Origin of the sequence: Paracoccus sp. PAR01 (assembly GCF_014851995.1) — a bacterium.
GTDB classification, from domain to species: domain Bacteria; phylum Pseudomonadota; class Alphaproteobacteria; order Rhodobacterales; family Rhodobacteraceae; genus Paracoccus; species Paracoccus litorisediminis.
Genome location: NZ_JACVAW010000009.1, coordinates 1 through 23,598, shown reverse-complemented (window position 1 = coordinate 23,598; position 23,598 = coordinate 1). Strand labels below are relative to the sequence as shown.

The 23,598-nt window shown below is 63.4% G+C and carries 22 protein-coding genes and 1 tRNA gene; 18 read left to right on the top strand and 5 right to left on the bottom strand.

Annotation, left to right across the window (positions count from 1 at the left end):
- Nucleotides 1–12: 12 nt before the first annotated feature.
- Nucleotides 13–714, bottom strand: coding sequence for a response regulator transcription factor (locus tag IB235_RS14455; protein WP_192337305.1), 702 nt, complete (start codon nt 712–714; stop codon nt 13–15).
- Nucleotides 707–2,569, bottom strand: a complete 1,863-nt coding sequence (locus IB235_RS14450) for a PAS-domain containing protein (RefSeq protein ID WP_192337415.1) — start codon at nt 2,567–2,569, stop codon at nt 707–709. Before IB235_RS14450 ends, IB235_RS14455 begins: the two co-directional genes overlap by 8 nt.
- 136 nt (nt 2,570–2,705) lie before the next feature.
- Here IB235_RS14450 and IB235_RS14445 point away from each other — a divergent pair, with 136 nt between their 5' ends.
- The 10 genes from IB235_RS14445 to IB235_RS14400 all read left to right on the top strand — a co-directional run bounded on the left by IB235_RS14445 (nt 2,706) and on the right by IB235_RS14400 (nt 13,443).
- The gene (locus IB235_RS14445; protein ID WP_370576903.1) at nt 2,706–4,679 is read left to right on the top strand and encodes an AMP-binding protein; all 1,974 of its coding nucleotides are present in this window, start codon (nt 2,706–2,708) and stop codon (nt 4,677–4,679) included.
- Nucleotides 4,676–4,936 (top strand): hypothetical protein, encoded by a 261-nt coding sequence (locus IB235_RS14440; RefSeq protein ID WP_155039185.1) that lies wholly within the window; start codon nt 4,676–4,678, stop codon nt 4,934–4,936. The genes IB235_RS14445 and IB235_RS14440 overlap by 4 nt, the downstream gene beginning before the upstream one ends.
- Nucleotides 4,933–5,751, top strand: coding sequence for an ABC transporter ATP-binding protein (locus IB235_RS14435; RefSeq protein ID WP_192337303.1), 819 nt, complete (start codon nt 4,933–4,935; stop codon nt 5,749–5,751). The genes IB235_RS14440 and IB235_RS14435 overlap by 4 nt, the downstream gene beginning before the upstream one ends.
- A gap of 11 nt (nt 5,752–5,762) precedes the next feature.
- The gene (locus IB235_RS14430) at nt 5,763–6,743 is read left to right on the top strand and encodes a branched-chain amino acid ABC transporter permease (protein WP_155039187.1); all 981 of its coding nucleotides are present in this window, start codon (nt 5,763–5,765) and stop codon (nt 6,741–6,743) included.
- Between the two features lie 141 nt (nt 6,744–6,884).
- Nucleotides 6,885–7,961: a branched-chain amino acid ABC transporter permease gene (locus IB235_RS14425; protein WP_192337302.1), complete on the top strand. Its 1,077-nt coding sequence runs from the start codon at nt 6,885–6,887 to the stop codon at nt 7,959–7,961.
- A 42-nt stretch (nt 7,962–8,003) separates the two neighbouring features.
- On the top strand, nt 8,004–9,284 hold the full coding sequence (locus IB235_RS14420; protein ID WP_192337301.1) for an ABC transporter substrate-binding protein: 1,281 nt from the start codon (nt 8,004–8,006) through the stop codon (nt 9,282–9,284).
- A 51-nt stretch (nt 9,285–9,335) separates the two neighbouring features.
- Nucleotides 9,336–10,154 carry an ABC transporter ATP-binding protein gene (locus tag IB235_RS14415; protein WP_192337300.1) on the top strand — a complete coding sequence of 273 codons (819 nt, stop codon included), beginning with the start codon at nt 9,336–9,338 and terminating at the stop codon, nt 10,152–10,154.
- Between the two features lie 20 nt (nt 10,155–10,174).
- Nucleotides 10,175–11,392: a phenylacetate--CoA ligase family protein gene (locus IB235_RS14410; RefSeq protein WP_192337299.1), complete on the top strand. Its 1,218-nt coding sequence runs from the start codon at nt 10,175–10,177 to the stop codon at nt 11,390–11,392.
- A 36-nt stretch (nt 11,393–11,428) separates the two neighbouring features.
- Nucleotides 11,429–13,003 (top strand): peptidoglycan-binding protein, encoded by a 1,575-nt coding sequence (locus IB235_RS14405; RefSeq protein WP_192337298.1) that lies wholly within the window; start codon nt 11,429–11,431, stop codon nt 13,001–13,003.
- On the top strand, nt 13,000–13,443 hold the full coding sequence (locus IB235_RS14400; RefSeq protein ID WP_155039193.1) for a DMT family transporter: 444 nt from the start codon (nt 13,000–13,002) through the stop codon (nt 13,441–13,443). The genes IB235_RS14405 and IB235_RS14400 overlap by 4 nt, the downstream gene beginning before the upstream one ends.
- Before the next feature lie 135 nt (nt 13,444–13,578).
- Here IB235_RS14400 and ykgO read toward each other — a convergent pair whose 3' ends face one another.
- Together ykgO and IB235_RS14390 are read right to left on the bottom strand one after the other, a co-directional pair.
- The gene (ykgO, locus tag IB235_RS14395) at nt 13,579–13,704 is read right to left on the bottom strand and encodes a type B 50S ribosomal protein L36 (protein WP_011746405.1); all 126 of its coding nucleotides are present in this window, start codon (nt 13,702–13,704) and stop codon (nt 13,579–13,581) included.
- Between the two features lie 82 nt (nt 13,705–13,786).
- Nucleotides 13,787–13,861 (bottom strand) — tRNA-Val (locus IB235_RS14390).
- Between the two features lie 200 nt (nt 13,862–14,061).
- On the opposite strand from IB235_RS14390, the gene IB235_RS14385 reads away from it, so the two are divergent.
- The 4 genes from IB235_RS14385 to IB235_RS14370 are packed head-to-tail and all read left to right on the top strand — an operon-like array spanning nt 14,062 to nt 16,507.
- Complete coding sequence (locus IB235_RS14385) at nt 14,062–14,925, top strand: N-formylglutamate amidohydrolase (RefSeq protein WP_155039194.1); 864 nt, start codon at nt 14,062–14,064, stop codon at nt 14,923–14,925.
- 24 nt (nt 14,926–14,949) lie between these two features.
- Nucleotides 14,950–15,840, top strand: a complete 891-nt coding sequence (locus IB235_RS14380; protein ID WP_155039195.1) for an SPFH domain-containing protein — start codon at nt 14,950–14,952, stop codon at nt 15,838–15,840.
- On the top strand, nt 15,840–16,106 hold the full coding sequence (locus IB235_RS14375) for an NfeD family protein (protein ID WP_192337297.1): 267 nt from the start codon (nt 15,840–15,842) through the stop codon (nt 16,104–16,106). The genes IB235_RS14380 and IB235_RS14375 overlap by 1 nt, the downstream gene beginning before the upstream one ends.
- On the top strand, nt 16,103–16,507 hold the full coding sequence (locus IB235_RS14370; RefSeq protein ID WP_192337296.1) for an NUDIX hydrolase: 405 nt from the start codon (nt 16,103–16,105) through the stop codon (nt 16,505–16,507). Before IB235_RS14375 ends, IB235_RS14370 begins: the two co-directional genes overlap by 4 nt.
- On the opposite strand, the gene pyrF is transcribed toward IB235_RS14370, so the two are convergent.
- Entirely contained in the window at nt 16,504–17,193 is a 690-nt protein-coding gene (gene pyrF, locus IB235_RS14365; protein WP_170297626.1) for an orotidine-5'-phosphate decarboxylase, read from the bottom strand. The genes IB235_RS14370 and pyrF overlap by 4 nt on opposite strands.
- 166 nt (nt 17,194–17,359) lie before the next feature.
- Here pyrF and clpB point away from each other — a divergent pair, with 166 nt between their 5' ends.
- From clpB to IB235_RS14345, 4 genes are all read left to right on the top strand, one after another.
- Complete coding sequence (gene clpB / locus IB235_RS14360) at nt 17,360–19,987, top strand: ATP-dependent chaperone ClpB (protein WP_192337295.1); 2,628 nt, start codon at nt 17,360–17,362, stop codon at nt 19,985–19,987.
- A gap of 144 nt (nt 19,988–20,131) precedes the next feature.
- Nucleotides 20,132–21,766: an alpha-D-glucose phosphate-specific phosphoglucomutase gene (locus tag IB235_RS14355; protein ID WP_192337294.1), complete on the top strand. Its 1,635-nt coding sequence runs from the start codon at nt 20,132–20,134 to the stop codon at nt 21,764–21,766.
- 69 nt (nt 21,767–21,835) lie between these two features.
- Nucleotides 21,836–22,735 carry a protein-methionine-sulfoxide reductase catalytic subunit MsrP gene (gene msrP / locus IB235_RS14350; RefSeq protein WP_192337293.1) on the top strand — a complete coding sequence of 300 codons (900 nt, stop codon included), beginning with the start codon at nt 21,836–21,838 and terminating at the stop codon, nt 22,733–22,735.
- A complete protein-coding gene (locus IB235_RS14345; protein WP_192337292.1) occupies nt 22,735–23,388 on the top strand; it encodes a sulfite oxidase heme-binding subunit YedZ in 654 nt (217 codons plus the stop codon). Before msrP ends, IB235_RS14345 begins: the two co-directional genes overlap by 1 nt.
- The last annotated feature ends 210 nt before the right edge of the window (nt 23,389–23,598 follow it).

Genomic DNA, 23,598 nt, shown 5'->3' with positions numbered 1-23,598 from the left:
CCGCAAGCGCGATCAGGCGGGCTCGGCCAGGAAGATATAGCCCGCGCCATAGATCGTCTTGATCAGCCGCGGGCTTTTCGGGTCCTCGCCCAGTTTGGTCCGCAGCCGCGAGATGCGCACATCCATCGCCCGGTCAAAGCTTTCGCCCGCTGATCCGCCCAAGGTTTCCAGCATCTGCGCGCGCGAAATCAGCCGGCGCGGATTGTCGAGGAACAGCCGCAGCACCTCGGCCTCGGCATGACTGATCGGGGTTTCCTCACCCTCGGGAGAGGTTAGCGCATAGCGGTCGAAATCGACGGTCCAACCGGCAAAGCGGATCAGCTGGCGGCCCGCGCCCGCATCCCGCGCGGGCTTGCGCAGCCGGGCGCGGATGCGGGCCACGACCTCGGCGGGTTCAAAGGGCTTGATGATGTAATCATCGGCCCCCAGCTCCAGCCCCGCCACCCGGTCCTGCACCTGTGCCCGCCCCGAGATGATGATGATCGCCGCCCCGGATTCGCGGGCCAGCCGGTGGACCAGCGCCAGCCCGTCGCGGTCGGGCAGGCCCAGATCGATCAAACAGGCCTCGGGCTGGATGCGACGCAGGGCGGCCTCGAATTCGGTGGCGCGGGCAAAGCATTGGGTGCGAAAGCCCGCCTCGACCAGGGCCGCGGACAGCAGGCGGCGGATCTCGGGTTCGTCGTCAAGGATCGCGATCAGCGGGGCGTCAGTCATCCGTCACCTTCATCAGGGCCATGGCCAGTTCGGCCTCATCGAATGGTTTGGTCAAGACCGGAACGCGCAAGCCCTCGCGTTGGGGGGCGCTGGCGGGCAGGGCGGTCATCAGGATCAGGGGCAGGCCCGCATCGGCGAGCGCGTCGCCCGAACCATCGCCCAGCTGCAGATCGGACAGGATCAGCGCCAGCCCCGGCAGGTCGGTCAGGTCGCGTGCCTCGGACAGGGCGGCGGCCTCGATCACGGCATGGCCTTGGGCCAGCAGCATTTCGCGCGTGGTGGCGCGGATGTCGGGATCGTCCTCAACCAGCAAGATCAGCAGCGGGCTGACCGCGTGCCAAGGCAGGCGGATCGTCACCTGCGCCCCATCCGCATTGGCCAGCCGCATCGTCCCACCCGCCAGCTTGATCTGGTCATAGACCATCGACAGGCCCAGACCCGAGCCCTGCCCACCCTTGGTGGTAAAGAAAGGTTCGGTCGCGCGTTCCAGTGCATCGGCGGAAAAGCCGGGGCCGGAATCGGTCACGACCAGTTCCAGCCAATGCCCGGCGGGGCGGGCGGCGATGGTGATGTTTCCCTGTCCCTGCATCGCGTCGCGGGCGTTCAGGATCAGGTTCAGCAACGCATCCTGCAGCGCGCCGGGGTCCAGCATCAGCTGCGTTTCTGGCAGGTCTGGGGCGATGTCCAGGCGGATGCCTGCGCCAAGACTGGGCCGGGTCATCGTCGCCAGTTCGTCCAGCAGCAAGCGCAGATCGACCGGGCGCGGGCGGTGATCGCGCCGTCCGGTCAGGGTGGCGATTCCGGCCAGCAGCGTGACCCCGCGCCGGGCGGCTGCCTGCGTGGCCTGCACATCCTCGGCCTGCTCGGACGTCAGCCCGGCCCGTGACAGGCGTGCTTGCAACCCAAGGATCACCGTCAGCAGGTTGCCGAAATCATGCGCCATGCCCGAGGTTACCTGCGCCGCCACCGCGCGCTTGGCGGCATGGGCCATCGCCTCGCGCGAGTGGACCTCGGCGGTGACATCGGTGGACAGGATATAGGCCCCGCGACCGTTCTGGTCCGGGGTCAGCGCGATCCGGATGCGCCGACCTGATGGCGGGTGGGTGATCTCGAACACCTGCGGCTGGCCTTCGATCGCGCGGTCCATATGCGGGCGGATGCGGGCAAAGGTCTCGGGACCCAGCACCTCGACCCCGTCGCGGCCAAGGATCGAGGCCCCGGCACCCGGAAACACTGCCGAGATCTGGTTGTTCGAGAAGGTGTAGCGATAATCTCGGTCCATATGCGCGATATGCGCCGGGACCATCGCCGTCACCTGCCTTGTGCGCTGCTCTTGCTCGGTGACGATGCGCTTGGCTTCCTCTAGCGCGGCATTGGTCGCGGCCAAGGCCCGGTTTGCCGCCGAAAGCCGCTCGGCATGGTCAAGGACCAGCTCGGACAGTTCCTCGGACCGGGCGCGCAGCAGTTCCTGATGCTGCTTGATCGGGGTGATGTCGGTATAGACCGCGACCCAGCCGCCTTGCGACAGCGGCGCCCCCTCGACCGAGATCCAGCGCCCGTCGGCGCGCTGACGCTCCATGTAATGGGGCTGAAAGGTGCGGGCCTGCGCCACGCGTTCGTGGATTGCGGCTTCGGGATCGTCCTGCGGGCCATATTCGCCGCGCAGGACAAGGTAGCGGATCGTATCCTCGAACCGCGTGCCGGGGTGGGTCAGTTCATCGGGCAAAGCGAACATCGCCTGATAGGGCCGGTTGCAGACCGCCAGCCGCAGGTCGGCATCAAAAATCGAGATCGCCTGCTGAATCAGGTTCAGCCCGGACCTCGTCAATTCGCCATGGTTTTCCTCGGTCAGCATGTCCCCCCGCAAGGCTGGCCCCGGCCCCGTAACAATTCGTAGGATTCGGGACAAATTCGCGCAAGGATTACCGGGCTAAGCTGAACTTGCCGGATGGGAGGGGAGCCCGGACGGCGCGGAGGAACCCATGTCCAACATGCAGTCTGCCGAGGCCGGGCTGCGGTCCATTCCCGCTTTGCTGGCGCGAAACGCCTTGCAGTTCGGGAACCGGGCCGCCTACCGGGAAAAAGAGTTCGGGATCTGGCAAAGCTGGACCTGGGCCGAGACCTCGCGCCAGATCCGCGACATCGCGCTGGGGTTTCTGGTGCTGGGCCTGAAGCCCGGAGAGCATGTCGCCGTCATCGGCCGCAATCGGCCCATGCATTACTGGTCGATGGTTGCGGCGCAGATGTGCGGCGCGGTTCCGGTGCCGCTTTATCAGGACGCTGTCGCCGATGAGATGGCCTATGTGCTGGGCAATTGCGGCGCGCGTTTCGTGGTCTGCGGCGATCAGGAACAGGTCGACAAGGTGCTTGAGGTCGGCGACCGCGCCCCCGCCGTTCAGCACCTGATCTATACCGACCGGCGCGGCATGCGGAAATACGACCATTCTCGGATGAACGCGTTGGCCGACATCCAGACCGAGGGCCGCGCCGCCGAGCAGCGTCTGGGCGCGGAACTGGACGCCCGCATTGCCGGGCTGGGTTATGACGATACCTGCGTGATGCTGTATACTTCGGGGACGACCGGCAAGCCCAAGGGCGTCGTCCTGTCCAACCGCAATATCATCGAGACTTCGAAGAACAGCGCCGGTTTCGACCGCCTGACCGAAGCCGAAGAAGTGCTGGCCTATCTGCCGATGGCATGGGTCGGCGATTTCATCTTCTCGGTCGGACAGGCCTATTCGGCAGGCTTCACCGTCAATTGCCCCGAGGGCGCGCAGACGATGATGACCGACCTGCGCGAGATCGGCCCCAGCTATTTCTTTGCCCCGCCGCGGGTCTTTGAGGGCCAGCTGACCAGCGTGATGATCCGCATGGAGGATGCAGGCCGCATCAAGCGTGGGCTGTTTCGGCATTTCATGGATCTGGCCCGCCGCGTCGGCCCATCCATCCTTGAGGGTCGTTCGGTCGGGCCGCTGGACCGGCTGCGCTATGGCCTTGGCAACCTGCTGATCTATGGACCGCTGAAAAACACGCTGGGCTATTCCCGCATCCGCGTCGGCTATACCGCAGGCGAGGCGATCGGCCCCGAGATCTTCAGCTTCTATCGCAGCCTTGGGATCAACCTGAAGCAACTTTATGGTCAGACCGAGGCCTCGGTCTTTATCACCCAGCAGCCAGACGGCGCGGTTCGGCCCGATACGGTTGGCGTGCCCTCGCCGGGGGTGGAACTGAAGATCGCCGAAAGCGGCGAGGTCTTCTATCGCGGCCCCGGCACGTTCGTCGAATATTTCGGCAATCCCGACAGCACCGCCTCGACCAAGGACCCCGAGGGCTGGGTCGCGACCGGGGATGCTGGCTTCTTCGAGGAACAGACCGGGCAATTGCGCATCATCGACCGCGCGAAAGATGTGGGCAAGATGGCCGATGGCCGGATGTTCGCGCCCAAATATGTCGAGAACAAGCTGAAGTTCTATCCCAACATCCTTGAGGCGGTGGTCTTCGGAGCGGGGCGGGAATTTTGCACCGCCTTCATCAATATCGACCTGACCGCCGTCGGAAACTGGGCGGAGCGCAACAACATCGCCTATGCCAGCTATCAGGAACTGGCCGGGCATCCGCAGGTCTATGCGATGATCCGTGACCATGTTTCGCAGGTGAATGCCTCGGTCGCCGAGGACCCGATGCTATCGGGCTGCCAGATCAGCCGCTTTCTGGTCCTGCACAAGGAACTGGACCCCGACGATGGCGAAATGACCCGCACCCGCAAGGTTCGCCGGGGCGTGATTGCCGACAAATATGCCGACCTGATCGCCGCGCTCTACGATGGATCGCAAAACGTCTTTACCGAAACCGAAGTCACCTATGAAGATGGCCGCAAGGGCAGGATCAAGGCGACGCTGCGGATCGAGGATGCCCAGGTCGCACCCCCGGCCCTCCATGTGAAACCAAGGGGAATTGCAGCATGAGCACCGAAAAACCCGCCTATGTCTTCGCCATCGCCTTCGGCATTGCCGGGATCGTTCTGGCATGGATTCTGGCCTCGATCCTGCCACCGAACATCTTTCACGTCTTTGCCGGGGCCGTCGGCGCGATCTTTGGCGTGCTGCTGATCTCGCGCCTGTGGCCGGCGCTGCCCCTGGGCAAGGCGCATCTGTGGGGCGCGGCGCTGATTGCCTACAATATCGGGCTGTCGCTGCTGGAAAGGGTGTGGCTGGCATCATGATCGCAACGCCCGCAGCCGAATTCAGCACCGACAAGGGCGCGACCCGCCCCGTGCTGATGGACCTGAAAAACATCACCCTGCGCTTTGGCGGGGTGGTGGCGATCAAGGACATCAGCTTCGATATCCGCGAGGGCGAGATCCGCGCCATCATCGGGCCGAACGGCGCGGGCAAATCCTCGATGCTGAACGTGATCTCGGGCTTTTATGTGCCCCAGCAGGGCGAGATCTGGTTCGAGGGGCAAAAGCGCCCGCCGATGAAACCCTATCAGGTTGCGCGTCTGGGGCTGGCGCGCACCTTCCAGAACATCGCGCTGTTCGATGGCATGTCGGTCTTGGACAACATCATGACGGGGCGGCTGAACAAGATGAAATCATCGCTGTTCAGCCAAGCCCTGTGGTGGGGCCGCGCCGAACGCGAAGAGGTCGAAAACCGCGCTCAGGTCGAAAAGATCATCGACTTTCTGGAAATCCAGAACATCCGCAAGACCCCGGTCGGCCGTCTGCCCTACGGGCTGAAAAAGCGCGTCGAACTGGCCCGCGCCTTGGCGGCCGAGCCGCGCATCCTGCTTCTGGACGAGCCGATGGCCGGCATGAACGTCGAGGAGAAAGAGGACATGTGCCGCTTCATCCTTGATGTGAACGACGAATTCGGCACGACCATCGTCCTGATCGAACATGACATGGGCGTGGTCATGGATCTGTCCGACCGGGTGGTGGTGATGGATTACGGCCGCAAGATCGGTGACGGCACCCCCGACGAGGTGCGCAATAATCCCGAGGTCATCAGCGCCTATCTGGGCGTGGCGCACGAGTAAGGGGCAAGCGCATGGAATTCCTTTACGCAAGCGAAGTGCTGGTCAACGGGCTGATGGCCGGGGTGATGTACTCGCTGGTCGCCCTTGGCTTTGTGCTGATCTACAAGGCCTCGGGTGTCTTCAACTATGCCCAAGGGGTGATGGCGCTGTTCGCCGCCATGACGCTGGTGGGAATCATGGAAGGGCGCGTGCCCTTTGCACATCTGATCAATGCGGCGTTCGGCGTGCATGTGGACCGCTTCGGCTGGACCGTGCCCGCGATCTTCGGGATCGCACTGACCGCGCTGATCATGGTCGGTCTGGCCATCGCGGTGGAAAAACTGGTGCTGAAACATCTGGTCGGCCAGGAGCCGATCATCCTGTTCATGGCGACCATCGGTCTGGCCTGGTTCCTTGAGGGCTTGGGCGACGTGATGTGGGGCGCCGATGTGAAGGTGCTGGATGTGGGCCTGCCCCAAGGCATCTCGGACAGCATCGAGACGGCAACAAACAACTGGTTGGGCTATGGCTTCTTCATCGACCGGCTCGACATCTGGGCAACGGTCATCGCGGCAGCCTTGGTGGCAGCTCTGGTCGGCTTCTCGCAATATACCAAGCAGGGCCGGGCGATGCGCGCGGTCGCCGACGACCATCAGGCGGCGCTGTCGGTGGGCATCAGCCTGCGCTTCATCTGGATCATGGTCTGGTCGATCGCGGGCTTTGTCGCGCTGGTAGCGGGCATCATGTGGGGCACGAAATCGGGTGTGCAATTCAGCTTGTCGCTGATCGCGTTAAAGGCGCTGCCGGTGCTGATGCTGGGCGGCTTTACCTCGATCCCCGGCGCCATCGTCGGCGGGCTGATCATCGGCATGGGCGAGAAGCTGTTTGAATACTTCATCGGTCCGATGGTCGGCGGCGCGACCGAGAACTGGTTCGCCTATGTGCTGGCGCTGCTGTTCCTCGTCTTCCGGCCGCAGGGCCTGTTTGGCGAGCGGATCATCGAGCGGGTCTGAGGTGAAAAGATTCAATGCCTCCGGCGGGGATATTTGGACAAGAAAGAAACCGGTGCGACCGAGCTTCTTTCTTGCGGAAATATCCCGCGGGGGTGTGGGGGCGCGAAGCCCCCACGGCAAGGCTGATGCCGGGAGGGGCAGATGATCTATCGCGAGGCGGGTGACTTCAAGACGAGCTATCGCGACGATGGCCAGACCTTCCCGATCCGGCTGGACCGTTGGGGCTATTACGCGTTGCTGGCAGTGGCTTTTCTGGTCGTGCCCTTTGTCATCGACAGTTACTGGGCCAATGCTGTTCTGGTGCCGTTCCTGATCTATGCCATCGCCGCAATCGGGCTGAACATCCTGACGGGCTATGCCGGGCAGGTCAGTCTGGGGACCGGCGGTTTCATGGCGGTGGGGGCCTATTCGGTCTACAAGCTGATGACCGCCCTTCCGGGCGTGCCGATCTTTGTCCATATCCTGCTGGCAGGGGCGATCACCGCCGTGGTGGGGATGCTGTTCGGGCTGCCCAGTCTGCGGATTAAGGGCTTTTACCTGGCCGTGGCGACGCTGGCCGCGCAGTTCTTTCTGGTCTGGCTCTTCAACAAGGTGCCGTGGTTTTACAACTACTCGGCCTCGGGGCAGATCAACGCGCCTGAGCGCACCGTCTTTGGCTGGGCGGTGACCGGGCCTGCGACGAGTGCTCCGGCGAAATACCTGACCTGTCTGATCTTTGCGGTGGTGCTGGCATGGGTCGCGCGCAACCTGACCCGCGGCATGGTGGGGCGTAAATGGATGGCGATCCGGGACATGGATATCGCGGCCGAGATCATCGGGGTGAACCCGCTGACCGCGAAACTGTCCGCATTTGCCGTCAGCAGCTTCTTTGTCGGCATTGCCGGGGCGCTGCTGTTTTCGGTCTATCTGGGCGCGGCAGAAGCCAGTGAGGCCTTCGGCATCAACAAAAGCTTCCTTGTCCTGTTCATGATCATCATCGGCGGCCTTGGCAGCATCTTTGGCAGCTTCGCCGGGGCGGCCTTTCTGGTCCTGCTGCCGGTCCTGCTGAAAAACCTGCTGGTGGTACGGTTGGGATGGCCGACCGATCTGGCGGCCCATCTGGAACTGATGATCGTCGGCGGGCTGATCATCTTCTTCCTGATCGTCGAGCCGCATGGCCTCGCGCGGTTGTGGCGACTGACAAAGGAAAAGCTGCGGCTGTGGCCGTTCCCGCATTGAAGACCGGATAACCGGCACATCACCCTTGGGAGGAGAACCAGGATGAAACTGAAGCTTGCTACCGTCGCGCTGGGGGCCATTCTGGCCGCGGCCCCCGCCATGGCCGATCTGGTCGTGCCGAACCTTAGCTATCGCACCGGCCCATATGGCGCGAACGGCACGCAATATGCCGACGGGTTCAACGACTATTTCGCCCTGCTGAATGAACGCGATGGCGGCATCGGCGGCGAAAAGATCCAGACCCCGGAATGCGAGACCGCCTATAACACCGAAAAGGGTGTCGAATGCTACGAGGCCACCAAGGGCTCGGGCGCGCTGGTCTATAACCCCTTGTCCACCGGCATCACCTATCAGCTGATCCCCAAGGTCTCGGCCGACAAGATCGTGCTGTATACGCCGGGCTATGGGCGGACCTCGGCCAAGAATGGCAGCGTCTTCGAATGGGTCTTCAACGCGCCCGCGAACTATTGGGACGGGGCTTCGGTCGCCGTGAAATACTTGCTGGACCAAAGCGGTGGCGACCTGAAAGGCAAAAAGGTCGCGCTGGTCTATCACAATTCGGCCTATGGCAAGGAGCCGATCCGCACCCTGCAGGATCTGTCCAAGAAGCACGGCTTCACCCTGACCGAACTGCCGATCGACCCTCCGGGACAAGAGCAGAAAAGCCAATGGCTGCAGATCCGCCGCGACAAGCCCGATTACGTGCTGATGTGGGGCTGGGGCGTGATGAACCAGACCGCCATTCAAGAGGCCGCGAATATCCGCTTCCCGATGGAGAATTTCATCGGTGTCTGGTGGTCGGGTTCCGAGGTTGACGTGTTGCCGGTCGGTGCCGCCGCACATGGCTACAAGTCGCTGACCTTCAACGGCGTCGGGACCGATTACCCGGTCTATGCCGACATGAAGAAATTCGTCATCGAGCCGGGCAAGGCATCGCAGGGCGGGCAGTTCGTCGGCTCGGCGTTGTATTCGCGCGGCATGTATGCGGCGGTGGTGATCGCCGAAGCGATCAAGAAGGCGCAGGAGCTGGCGGGGACCCCCGCGATCAACGCCACGCAACTGCGTGACGGCTTTGAGGCGCTCGACATCACGCCTGCACGCCTGACCGAGATCGGCCTGCCTGACTTCGGCCCCGAGATCAAGATGAGCTGCGACAACCACGGCGGCAGCGGCATGGCCCGGATCCAGCAATGGGACGCCAACGCCAAGAAATGGAGCCTGATCACCGAGTTCACCGAACCTGACCAAGAGGTTCTGAACCCGCTGATCGCTTCCGACAGCGAGGCCTTTGCCAAGGAATTCAACATCACGCCGCGCTGCTGATCCCGCGCGCCCCGGCGGCCTGTCGCCGGGGCATTCCAGACTGGGGGAACTATGCCTGACGCCACCCAAGGCCCGCTGCTCGAGGTCAATAATATCGAGGTGATCTACAACCATGTCATCCTTGTGCTGAAGGGTGTCAGTCTGTCCGTGCCCAAGGGCGGTATCACCGCGCTTCTGGGCGGGAATGGTGCGGGCAAGACCACCACGCTGAAGGCCATCTCGAACCTGCTGCAATCCGAACGGGGCGAGGTCACCAAGGGACAGATCACCTATCGCGGCGCGCCCGTGCAGGGCATGGACCCGGCTGCGCTGGTGAAACAGGGCGTCATTCAGGTGATGGAGGGGCGGCATTGCTTCGAACACCTGACCGTCGAGGAAAACCTGCTGACCGGCGCCTATACCCGCAGCGATGGCCGCGCCGCGATCGCCCGCGACCTTGAGATGGTCTATTCCTATTTCCCGCGCCTGAAAGAGCGCCGCAAAAGTCAGGCGGGCTATACTTCGGGTGGTGAACAGCAGATGTGCGCGATGGGACGCGCATTGATGTCGCGGCCCGAAACCATCCTGCTGGATGAGCCCAGCATGGGCCTTGCGCCGCAGCTGGTCGAGCAGATCTTCGAGATCGTCAAGGCGGTCAATGAGGGCGAGGGCGTGACCTTCCTTCTGGCCGAGCAGAACACCAATGTCGCGCTGCGCTATGCCCATCACGGCTACATTCTTGAAAGCGGCAGGGTGGTGATGGACGGCCCGGCCGAGGCGCTGCGCGAAAACCCGGATGTGAAGGAATTCTACCTCGGCATGTCCGAGCAGGGCCGGAAAAGCTTTCGCGACGTGCGCTCCTATCGCCGCCGCAAACGCTGGTTGGCCTGATTTTCGGCGAAAGGCGTCCGATGACATTCTATGACGAACTAGAGACCCGCAGCGCCGATGAGCGCGCCAGATGGCTGGCCAATGCATTGCCCGCAGCAATTGCACGGGCGCAGACTGCCCCGGCCATGGCCCGCATCCTGCAAGGGGTCGATCCCGCTGCGGTCACCACGCGCGCGGGGCTTGCCGCCCTGCCGGTGATCCGGAAATCCGAACTCTCGGAAGCGCAGCGGAAATCGCCACCGTTTGGGGGCTTCACCACCCGCTATCCGCATGAGTTCGAGAACATCTTTCAAAGCCCCGGTCCGATCTATGAGCCGGGACGGCGCGGCAATGACTGGTGGCGGCTGGGGCGATTCCTGTCGGCCGCGGGGGTCGGGCCGGGTGACATCGTGCAGAACTGCTTCGGTTATCACCTGACGCCGGCGGGCATGATGTTCGAAAGCGCCGCCCGCGCCGTCGATGCCGCCGTCCTGCCCGCGGGCACCGGCCAGACCGAATTGCAGGTCCGCGCCGCCGTGGATATCGGCACCACCGCCTATGCCGGGACGCCCGATTACCTGAAGATCATCCTCGATAAGGCCGACGAGATGGGCGAGGCGCTGGCCTTTACCCGTGCCGTCGTCTCGGGTGGGGCGCTGTTTCCCAGCCTGCGTCAGGCTTACGTCGATCGAGGCATTGCCACGACGCAATGCTATGCCACCGCCGATCTGGGGCTGATTGCCTATGAATCCCCGGCGCTTGAAGGGATGATCGTCGATGAAGGCGTGATCGTCGAAATCGTCCGCCCCGGAACCGGCAATCCGGTCCCCGATGGTGAGGTGGGCGAGGTTGTGGTGACCACGCTGAACCCCGACTATCCGCTGATCCGCTTTGCAACGGGCGATCTGTCCGCCGTCCTGCCCGGAACCAGTCCCTGCGGACGCAGCAACATGCGCATCAAGGGCTGGATGGGCCGCGCCGACCAGACCACCAAGATCAAGGGCATGTTCGTCCGTCCCGAGCAGGTGGCAGCGCTGGTCTCGCGCCATCCTGATCTAAGGCGCGCCCGCGTGCTCGCCGATCGTGCCGGAGACATGGATGTGATGACAGTGCTGCTGGAAACCGACAGCAAAGATGCGGCAAGATACGAGGCAGCGGTGTTGGACACCCTGAAACTTCGTGGCCGGATCGAACTGGTTGCGCCGGGATCACTTCCGAATGACGGCAAGGTCATCGAGGATCGGCGCAGCTACGACTGAACCCCGGCCGCCAATAAAAGGCCATGAGGATCGTCGATGCGGTATTTCCTGTTTCTGCTGGCCGCCCTTGCGGGCGCGGCTCCGGCCATGGCCGAGAATCGCGCGGTGGTCATCGGCAATGCGGATTACCGGAATGCCCCCGATCTGGCCGGGTCAGATACCGCCGCCCTGGCCGCAGTGATCCGCAAGGCGGGATTTGTCACTGCCGAAGGTGTCGATCTGCCCTCGGAGCAGTTGCGGCAGGTGCTGGATCTGCTCGCGCGTGACGATCTCGAACCCGGCGCGCGGGTGGTGATGCTCAGCGGCCGTTTCCTGAATGACGGGTCCGAGACATGGTACATGGGCACCGAGGCGCAGAAGTCCGGCCCGCTGGGCGCAGGTGCACAGGGCGTGCCGCTGGGGCTGATCACGCAGTTGATGGCGAACAGGGATGCGGTGCTGCTTCTGGGTACCGATCAGCAGGACATGCCCCATGATCAGGGTCTGACCAGTGGGATCGGCCCCATGAGCAATGCCGAAGGGGTCTCGGTTGTCACTGGCTCGCCCGAGGCGGTGGCGCGGGCATTGCGGGAACTGGCTGCGGGACGCTCGGTTGCCCGTGCGCTGTCGGTGGGGCAGGGCGTCGAGCTGCTGCCGGGCGGTGATCCGCAGATGGTCCCGGTTCGGCCCATGCCGGCAGGTCAGCAGGATCAGCCATCCGCCCTAGACCGCAGCGCATGGGCCGAGGCGGCGGCGCTGGACACGATCAAGGCCTGGTCCACCTATCTTGAACGCTTCCCCATGGGCAGCTTTGCCACCGCCGCTCGCGAACGCCGCGCGGCGTTGCGCCTGCAGGAACAGCCGCAGGTCGCATCGACATTGCAGCTGGCCCCTGCCGATCAACTGGAGATCCAGCGCGCCCTTGCCCGACTTGGCTTAGAACCGGGCCCGCTTGACGGAAGGATCGGCGTCCAGACCCGAGAGGCCCTTCGCGATTGGCAAAGACGAAACCGCGCTGACCCAACCGGAGATCTGACCGTTCCGCAACTGGCTGAACTGCGGCGGCAGGTTGCCGCCTTGGGTGAACCCGGCGGCAAGCAGGATCGCGATTTCTGGGAACGCAGTGGCGCGCGCGGCGGCATCGAACGCCTGCGCAACTACCTGCGTCGTTATCCCGAAGGGCTTTTCGCCATCGACGCGCGTCGTCAACTTGCCTCGAGCGGCCAGCATCCATTGCTGCAGCCAAGGGCCAGTGGCGATTCGACAACCTTCAGATGGGCGCGCCGGCAGGACAGCGCCGCGGCCTATCAGCAATATCTCGACCGCTTCCCGCAAGGCTCCCATGTCGCCGAAGCGCGGCTTCGTCATGACAATCTGCTGGCGACGACAAGGGCCGCGCAGCAGGAAGAGGCCGCGCTTGGCCTGAACACCACCACCCGCATGCTGATCGAAACCCGTCTGGATCAAGCCAAGTTGATACCGGGCGAGGTCGATGGCCGCTTCACCGACGACACGCGCGAGGCGCTGCGCCGCTATCAGGCCGTGCATAATTTGCGGGTAACGGGATATGTCTCGCGTCAGACTTTAAATGCGCTTCTGGCCGAGCCGGAAACAGAAGGAGCCCGCCCATGATCCACTCACTTCTGCCCGCCGCGCTGATCGTGCTGGCGGGGATCTGCATCGCCGTGCAGGCACCGATCAACGCCGCGCTGGCGCGTCAGGCCCAGAGCCCGCTGGCGGCAGCGGCGATTTCCTTCGGCGTGGGTTTCATGATCCTTGTTACGCTTTCGCTGCTCATGGGGCAGGGCCGAGGCTTCCTGCGCGCGACCCAGACCGAGCTGTGGATGTGGGCCGGGGGGCTGCTGGGGGCCTTCTATGTCTGGGCGATGGTCTGGTCATTGCCGCGTCTGGGCGCGCTGACCGCGCTTTGCGCGCTGGCGCTTGGCCAGATCGTCGCGGCGATTCTCCTCGACCGCAGCGGTGCGTTCGGTCTGCCGATCCGCGATATTTCGCTGCCGAGGATCCTTGCCGCGCTGATGGTTGCGGGCGGGCTGGTCCTGTCGCGATTCTGAGTTCATCGTTTCGGAAATACCCACGGGGGTGTGGGGGCAGTCAGCCTCCACGGCAGGGCGCAACGAATCGACAAAGGAAAACGCCCGCTGCGGGGGACGCAGCGGGCGTTTCAACTGGGCAACAAGTGTCGCGGATCAGCCTTGGCGGGCTTTGAAACGCGGGTTGGTCTTGTTGATGACATAGATGCGGCCTTTACGGCGCACAACTTGGCAATCGCGGTGACGGCTCTTGAGCGAGCGGAGCGAATTGCGAACCTTCATGGGTCTTCTCCTATCGCGGCGCATCGCAAAAGGCGCCATGGAATTGAAATGCCCCGGTCATTGCCCGGGGCGCGGAATTAGATGGTGGGCGGTACTGGGATCGAACCAGTGGCCACTACGATGTCAACGTAGTGCTCTACCGCTGAGCTAACCGCCCACTTGCCCGGCGATCTGTGCGCTTTCGCGTCCATTTCTCCTTGGTCTGCGGCTCTATATATACGCCTGTCGGGGGCTGCAACCCCCTTTTGCAATGTTTCTGAACCGGACTTGGCTCAAGCTGAACTTGAGCTATAACCGGAACTGTATTCCGCCCGGCAGATCTTGCCCAGCCAGCCGAGTTCCCAAGGATTTCCGTGCATGAGCCTGGACGACAAAACCTTCGATCTATCGCGCCCTGAAAACTGGCTGGGCGGCGTGATCTTTGCCTCGCCGCATTCAGGGCGCTGTTATCCCGACTGGTTTTTGGCCGAATCGCGCCTTGATCCACAGAATCTGCGCTCATCCGAGGATGCTTTCGTCGATCGGCTGATTGCGCCGGCGCTGGATCACGGTGCGGTGGTGCTGACAGCGCGGGTGCCGCGCTGTGTCGTCGACCTCAATCGCGGGCCGGATGAAATCGACCCTCTGGTCGTCGCGGGTGCGGTTCCCCGGATCATGAGCCCGCGAATCATGGCCGGGCTGGGGGTGATTCCGCGCGTTGTCTCGCAAGGGCGGGTGATTCACGACCGTCCCATTGCCAGGGAAGAGGCCGATTTGCGAATCGCCCGGCTCTGGCATCCCTATCACCATGCCCTTTCCGCCCTGATCGACGAGGCGATCAGCCGCTTTGGCGGGGCGATTCTGATCGACATGCATTCCATGCCTCGCGATGCCCTGGCGCATCTGCCGCGCCCGCGTCCGGATTTCGTGCTTGGTGACCGCAACGGCGTTTCGGCCGCGCCCCGGATCGCCAAAGCTGTCGTCGAGGCCGTTTCGGGCGAAGGTTTCCGCGTGCAGAAGAATTCGCCCTTCTCGGGGGCCTATATCGCGGCGGCCTATGGCAAGCCCACGCGCAATGTCCATGTCGTCCAGCTTGAACTGGATCGCTCGCTTTACATGGATGAAAAGCGCATCGAGCCGCGCCCGGACTTCGACATCTTTGCCGCGCGCTTTGCCCGCATCGTCGAAAAACTGGCCGGATTGCGCCCGGATGAAAGCGAATCCGCAATCGCTGCCGAATGATCTCCTGACACAAGGGACCGGAAGATGCAGACCGACTTCGCCGAACTGATCGGCCAGAATATTGCCCTGATCGTCCTTGCGATCGTCATCTTCCTTGCGGTCACCTCGGCCGTTCGCATCGTGCCGCAATCGGAAAAATACGTGGTCGAGCGTTTCGGGCGGCTGCGCTCGGTGCTGGGGCCGGGGATCAACTTCACCGTGCCCTTCCTTGACCGGGTGGCGCACAAGATCTCGGTGCTGGAACGGCAATTGCCAACCAGCAGGCAGGACGCAATCACTGCCGACAACGTACTGGTGCAGGTCGAAAGCTCGGTCTTCTATCGTATCATTGAGCCTGAAAAGACCGTCTACCGGATCCGCGACATCGACGCGGCCATTGCCACCACGGTCGCGGGCATCGTGCGTTCCGAGATCGGCACGATGGAGCTGGATCAGGTCCAGTCGAACCGCGCCCGCCTGATCGAGCGCATCCGTGAAAGCCTTGCCAATGTCGTTGACGATTGGGGGATCGAGGTAACGCGGGCCGAGATTCTGGACGTGAATCTGGACGATGCTACCCGCGCCGCCATGTTGCAGCAGTTGAATGCCGAGCGCGCCCGCCGCGCACAGGTGACCGAGGCCGAGGGCAAGCGTCGCGCCGTCGAACTGGCCGCCGATGGCGATCTTTACGCCGCCGAGCAGCAGGCCAAGGCCAAGCGCATTCTGGCCGAGGCCGAGGCATTCGCCACCAGCGCCATCGCCGGGGCGATCCGCGAAGGCGGGATCGAGGCCGCGCAATATCAGGTCGCCATGCGTCAGGTCGAGGTGCTGGGTGATGTCGGCAAGGGGCAGGGCAAGCAGACGATTATCCTGCCCGCGTCGGCGGTCGAGGCGATGGGCGATGCCTTCAAGCTGTTCAAGGGCGGCAAGGCGTGATGCACGGCTGGATCTGGATCATCGCGGCACTGATACTGGGCGCGCTGGAGATCGTGCTGCCGGGCTGGTTTTTCCTTGGCATCGCGTTGGCGACCGGCCTGATGGGGTTGGCGATACTGGCCGGAATCTGGACCGGGGGCTTGCCGATGGCGCTGGTGGTGACGGCAGCGCTTAGCGGCGCGATCTGGCTGGGTCTGCGCCGGATCTTTGGCTCGAGCCGGGGGGATGTGCGGATCTGGACCCGCGACATCAACGACGACAAATGAGCTTTGTTGGCGCGAAACTGATCCTGACGCAGGGCGCGAACCTGCTGACCTGCCTGCGGGACGACTTCGACTGGCTTCCCTTTCCGGGCCATTGGGACCTGCCCGGCGGCCAGGCCGAACCGGGCGAGACGCCGATCGAATGCGCGCTGAGGGAACTGGATGAGGAATTCGGACTGCGCCTTGATCCCTCGCGGCTTGCGGGGCAGATCATGCCATCGGTCACCCGTCCGGGGCGCGATTCATGGCTGTTCGTCGGGACGTTGACGATTGGTGAAATCGCCTCGATCCGCTTTGGCGATGAGGGGCAGGAATGGCGGATGATGCCGATTTCCGAATTCGTGGCGCACCCGCGCGCCGTGCCGCATTTTCGCAGCCACGTCGCGCAGGTGCTGGGGCTTTAGCGCGGCAGTTCCGCGACGATGGCCTGCGCCGCGGCGCGTGGGTCTGCGGCCTGCCAGATCGGGCGGCCGACGACGATATGGTCGGCGCCATTGGCGATGGCGGTGGCAGGGGTCTCGATCCGTTTCTGATCGCCCGCATCCGAGCCCGCCGGACGCACGCCCGGTGTCACGATCAAGCGGCCCGCCGATTCCGGCAGGGCGCGGATCAGCGCGGCCTCACGCGGGGAGGCGATGACGCCATCGGCACCGGCCTCAAAGGCGCGGGCGGCGCGGGTGGTCACGATCTCGGTCACGTCGCCCGGAACGATCAGCCCGGCATCCAGATCCGCGCGGTCCAGCGAGGTCAGGATGGTGACGGCGAGGATCTTCAGGTTCGAGCCCGCCGCACCCTGTTTCGCCGCGCGCACGACATGGGGGTCGCCATGCACGGTCAGGAAATCCAGATCATATTGCGCGATGCCGCGCACGGCGGCTTCGACCGTCGCGCCGATGTCGAAGAACTTCATGTCCAGGAAGATGCGCTTGCCATGTTCCTGTTTCAGCTCATTGGCCAGCGCCAGACCGCCCCCGGTCAGCATGCCAAGACCGATCTTGTAGAAGCTGGCGGCGTCGCCGATCTTTTCGGCCAGATCCAGCCCGGCCAGCGCATTCGGCACGTCCAGCGCCACGATCAGACGATCATCCATTCCCATTCCTCAATTTTCAGGCAAACTCTGCGACAAACGGCGCGGTTATATGGGGGATGCGCGAGTCTTGAAACCCCGTTTCTGGCTGCCCATTTCACAGGCAGGACCCGAGGGGCCGTGCCGAATGCGGGCGGTCCCATGCGGGGGCTGAGGAAAGGAATTTCATATGGATATGGAAAAATTCACGGAACGGTCGCGCGGTTTCCTGCAAGCGGCCCAGACTATCGCGATCCGCGAAGACAACCAGCGCGTCATGCCCGAACATCTGCTGAAGGCGCTGATGGATGACGATCAAGGCTTCGCCAGCAACCTGATTTCGCGGGCCGGGGGCGATGCCCAAGCCGTGCGTCAGGCTGTTGATCAGGCGGTGGCCAAGCAACCCAAAGTCAGTGGCGGACAGGGTCAGGTCTATGTCGATCCCAGCATGGTCCGCGTGCTGGACGAGGCCGAGAAGCTGGCCAAGAAGGCTGGCGACAGCTTTGTTCCGGCGGAGCGCGTGCTGACTGCCTTGGCAGTCGTCAACACCAATGCCCGCGACGCGCTGTCGGCGGGTAAGGTCACGGCACAATCGCTGAATGCGGCGATCAACGACATTCGCAAGGGCCGCACCGCCGATACCGCCAGCGCCGAGGACAGCTATGAAGCGCTGTCGAAATATGCCCGCAACCTCACCGAGGCCGCGGCCGAGGGTAAGATCGACCCGATCATCGGCCGGGACGAAGAAATCCGCCGCGCCATGCAAGTGCTGTCGCGCCGGACCAAGAACAACCCGGTGCTGATCGGTGAACCGGGCGTCGGCAAGACCGCGATCGCCGAGGGCCTCGCGTTGCGCATCATTGATGGCGACGTGCCGGAATCCCTGCGCAACAAGCAGCTTTGGGCCTTGGACATGGGCGCGCTGATCGCGGGTGCGAAATATCGCGGCGAGTTCGAGGAGCGGCTGAAATCCGTTCTCAAGGAAATCGAGAACGCTGCCGGTGAAGTTGTCCTGTTCATCGACGAGCTGCATGTGCTGGTCGGCGCGGGCAAGACCGATGGCGCGATGGATGCCGCGAACCTTATCAAGCCCGCCCTGGCGCGGGGTGAGTTGCATTGCGTCGGCGCGACGACGCTCGACGAATACCGCAAGTATATCGAGAAAGACGCGGCCCTTGCCCGGCGCTTCCAGCCGGTGATGGTCACCGAGCCGACGGTCGAGGATACGATCTCGATCCTGCGCGGCATCAAGGAGAAATATGAACTCCATCACGGTGTCCGCATCAGCGACGCTGCGCTGGTGGCTGCGGCGACGCTTTCGAACCGCTACATCACCGACCGTTTTCTGCCCGACAAGGCCATCGACCTGGTCGATGAGGCCGCAAGCCGTCTGCGCATGGAAGTGGACAGCAAGCCCGAAGAGCTGGACGCGCTGGACCGCCAGATCCTGCAGATGCAGATCGAGGCCGAAGCGCTGAAAAAGGAAGACGACTCGGCATCCAAGGACCGGCTGGAAAAGCTGGAACGGAACCTGTCCGAATTGCAGGAGCAGTCGGCGACGATGACGGCCCGTTGGCAGGCCGAACGCGACCGGCTGGAAGGCTCGCGCAATCTGAAAGAGCAACTCGACAAGGCCCGCGCCGAGCTGGATCAGGCCAAGCGCGAGGGCAATCTGGCGAAGGCCGGGGAGCTGTCCTACGGCATCATCCCCGGTCTGGAAAAGAAGCTGGCCGAGGCCGAGGGCGACGATGACAGCCCGATGGTCGAGGAAGCCGTCCGCCCCGAGCAGATCGCCGAAGTCGTGGAACGCTGGACCGGCATCCCCACCAGCAAGATGCTGGAAGGCGAGCGCGAGAAGCTGCTGAAGATGGAGGAAGTCCTTGGCAAGCGCGTCATCGGTCAGGCCGAGGCGGTGACGGCGGTCTCGAATGCCGTCCGTCGCGCGCGCGCCGGGCTGAACGACCCGAAACGCCCCTTGGGCAGCTTCCTGTTCCTTGGTCCGACCGGCGTCGGCAAGACGGAATTGACCAAGGCCATCGCCGAATACATGTTCGACGATGACAGCGCGATGGTCCGCATCGACATGTCCGAATACATGGAGAAGCATTCGGTTGCCCGCCTGATCGGGGCGCCTCCGGGCTATGTCGGCTATGACGAGGGTGGCGCGCTGACCGAGGCCGTCCGCCGCCGTCCCTATCAGGTGATCCTGTTCGACGAGGTCGAAAAGGCCCATCCCGACGTCTTCAACGTGCTATTGCAGGTGCTGGACGACGGTCAATTGACCGACGGGCAGGGCCGGACGGTGGATTTCAAGCAGACGCTGATCATCCTGACCTCGAACCTTGGGGCGCAGGCTTTGTCGACGCTGCCCGAAGGGGCCGATAGCGGTCAGGCGCGGACGCAGGTCATGGACGCGGTGCGGGCGCATTTCCGCCCCGAATTCCTGAACCGTCTGGATGAGATCATCATCTTCCACCGCCTGACGCGGGACAATATGGACGGGATCGTCAAGATCCAGCTGTTCCAGCTGGAGCAGCGCCTTGCGCAGCGCAACATCTATCTGGATCTGGACGATGACGCGATGAAATGGCTGGCGGATGAGGGTTACGATCCCGTCTTTGGTGCGCGTCCGCTGAAGCGGGTGATCCAGCGCAGTCTGCAGAACCCGCTGGCCGAAATGATCCTGGGCGGCGAGATCATGGATGGTCAGACCGTCCATGTCGGCGCGGGGCCGGACGGGTTGATCGTCGGCAACCGCATCACCGGCGCTCATCTGGGCGAGGCGGGCGACAACGGCCCGCGCGTGCCTTTGCACTAAGGTCATGCCACAAGAACGGGCGGTCGCGATGCGGCCGCCCTTTTTTCCATCGGCGGGACTTTACCCCGCCGTCATACGCGGCATGGTAAGCCATCAGGAAACATGCAAGATCCCCGCAAAGGCTTGTACAACCAAAGGCGCGACATGACCCGCATCCTGACCGTTCCCACCCAGCCGATCGACGGGCAGAAGCCCGGCACCTCGGGTCTGCGCAAGAAGACCAAGATCTTCATGGGCCCGCATTATCTGGAAAACTTCACCCAGTCGGTCTTTGATGCGATCGGTGGCGTGCAGGACAAGATCCTGATCCTTGGCGGCGACGGGCGCTACTTCAACGACCGGGCGGTGCAGGTGATCCTGCGCATGGCCGCGGCGAATGGCGCGGCGCGCATGATCGTGGGGCAGGGCGGCTTGCTGTCGACGCCCGCGGCCTCGAACCTGATCCGCAAGCTGGGGGCGGATGGTGGGATCATCCTGTCGGCCAGCCACAATCCGGGCGGCATCGACGAGGACTTCGGCATGAAGTTCAACGGAGCGAACGGCGGCCCCGCGCCCGAATCCGTGACCGACCTGATTTTTGCCCGCACGCAGGAGCTGACCGAATACCGCATCCTTGAAAGTGCGGATCTGGACCTGTCCGTGATCGGCGAGACCGAAATGGGCGACATGGCGGTCGAGATTGTCGACCCGGTTGCCGATTACGCCCAGCTGATGGGCGAGCTGTTCGATTTCGACCTGATCCGCAACCTGTTCATCGGCGGATTCCGCATGCGCTTCGACGCGATGCATGCGGTGACCGGGCCTTACGCGACCGCGATCCTTGAAGGTATCCTTGGTGCGCCCAAGGGGACGGTCGTGAATGGCACGCCGTCGCCCGATTTCGGCGGCGGCCATCCCGATCCGAATCCGGTCTGGGCTGCCGATCTGATGCAGGCGATGTTTGGCAAGGACTCCCCCGATTTCGGCGCGGCCTCGGACGGGGACGGCGATCGCAACATGATCGTCGGGCGCGGGATCTATGTCACTCCCTCGGACAGTCTGGCCGTTCTGGCGGCAAACGCGCATCTGGCGCCAGCCTACAAGAAGGGGCTTGCCGGGATCGCGCGCTCGATGCCGACCAGCCGCGCTGCCGACCGGGTGGCCGAAAAACTGGGCATCGAATGCCATGAGACCCCGACCGGCTGGAAGTTCTTTGGCAACCTGCTGGATGCGGGTCGGGTGACCATCTGCGGCGAGGAAAGTGCCGGCACAGGTTCCGATCATGTGCGGGAAAAGGACGGGCTGTGGGCGGTGCTCCTGTGGCTGAACATCCTTGCCCGCCGCATCGAACCGGTCGAACAGATCATGTCGGCGCATTGGGCCGAGTTCGGTCGCAACTATTATTCGCGCCACGACTATGAGGCCGTGCCGTCCGAGCGCGCCAATGCCCTGATCCAGCGGTTGCGCGATATCTCGGCCGATCTGCCGGGTCAGCAATTCCAGGGCCTGAGCGTCGAACAGGCAGATGATTTCGCCTATCACGATCCGGTCGACGGTTCGGTCTCGGCCAAGCAGGGCATCCGCATCGGCTTCACCGACGGCTCGCGCGTGGTGCTGCGCCTGTCGGGAACTGGTACCGAGGGCGCGACCCTGCGCGTCTACCTGGAGCGTTACGAAGCCGATCCCGCCCGCCATGGGCTGCCGGTCGAGGAGGCGCTGGCCCCGGTCATCGCCGCCGCCGAGGAAATCGCCCTGATCCGCGAATTCACCGGTCGCGCGCAGCCTGACGTCACCACCTGACACACGAAGAAGTTCATCGGCGGTTAACCCCGCCGCTGCTATCCTTGCACCGTCAAAGGGAGGCTGCCGATGAAGCTCAAATGGTCCGAGGTCACGCCTGAACCGGTCTATCTGACCCGCCGGGCACTTATCGCGGCGGGCATGGCCAGCATCGCCGCCCCGGCCTTTGGCCTGACCGGAAAATCCTCGGCGCTGTCCACCGATGAAAAGCCGAACAGCTTCGAAGAGATCACCAATTACAATAACTTCTACGAATTCGGCACCGACAAGACCGATCCGGCGCGCTATTCGGCGACGCTGAAACCCGCGCCTTGGTCGGTCAAGATCGACGGTCTGGTGGATCACCCCGGAAATTATGCGGTCGAGGATCTGGCCCCGGATTCCGCGCTGGAAGAGCGCATCTATCGTCTGCGCTGCGTCGAGGCTTGGTCCATGGTCATTCCCTGGCTGGGTGTGCCGCTGGCCGCGGTCCTGCAAAAGGCCGCTCCGCAAGCTGGGGCGAAATACGTCGCCTTCCAGACGTTGGAAGACCCCAAGCAGATGCCGGGTCAGGCCTATAGCAGCGGTATCGACTGGCCCTATCGCGAGGGCCTGCGTCTGGATGAGGCGATGAACCCACTGACGATTTTGGCGACCGGGCTCTATGGCAAGGTGCTGCCGAACCAGAACGGCGCGCCGATCCGGCTGGTCGTGCCGTGGAAATACGGCTTCAAGTCGATCAAGTCGATTGTCGGGATCACCCTGACCGACAAGCAGCCGCAGACGACGTGGCAGATGCTGCAGGCCAATGAATACGGCTTCTATGCCAATGTGAACCCGCAGGTGGACCATCCGCGCTGGTCGCAAGCCACCGAACGGCGCATCGGGGCCGGATTGCTGGGCGGGCGTCAGGAAACGCTGATGTTCAATGGCTATGGGGATCAGGTCGCGCAGATGTATTCCGGCATGGACCTGGCAAAGAACTACTGATGGCGCAGCGCCTGAACCGCTGGTTGCGACATGTCCCAGTCTGGCTGGTCTGGATCTTGGCGGCGATCCCATTGGCCCTACTGGTCTGGGATACATTTCAGGGCAATCTTGGCGTCGAGCCGGTGCGAGACATCGAGCATCGGCTTGGCCGCACCGCGCTGTATTTCCTGATTGCCACGCTGTCGGTCACACCGCTGCTGCGGCTGACCCGGATCAACCTAGTTCGTTTCCGGCAGGCGCTGGGGTTGATCTGCTTTTCCTATGCCGTCCTGCACCTGGCGGCATGGGTCGTCTTCGACATGGCACTGCTTTGGGCGCAAATGCTCAAGGATGTGGTCAAGCGACCCTACCTGATCTTTGGAATGCTGGCCTTTCTGATGCTGCTGTCTCTGGCGGTAACCTCGAACCGCTTTTCGATCCGCCGGATGCGGGCAGGGTGGAAGCGCCTTCACCGCCTGATCTATCCCGCAGCCATTCTCGCGTCGCTGCATTGGATCTGGGCTCTGAAGCTATGGGAGCGGAAGCCAGCACTGATTCTGGCGGCGATTCTGCTGCTGCTCGGCCTGCGATTCTTCTGGTTTTTGCGTCTGGGGGCGCGTTTCCGCAGCGTGCGACCCGATCCGAAACCGGTGACACCACAGCACGCTGAATAGATTATATAATAAATTCATACACTTGCCAACAATTTCATATTTTTGTGGTTTTTGCTCTTGCGGGTTCTGGCGGTGATCCGTAGATACGCCTTCACCGAGCCGGCAGGGTGCTGGAGCGGTTCGGACGGATGGCCTTGACGGTTGTTTGTCTGGTAAAATCGGGAAGTTTGATGGCTTGTGCGGCGCCTGATGAGAAGATGGCGCGGTTCG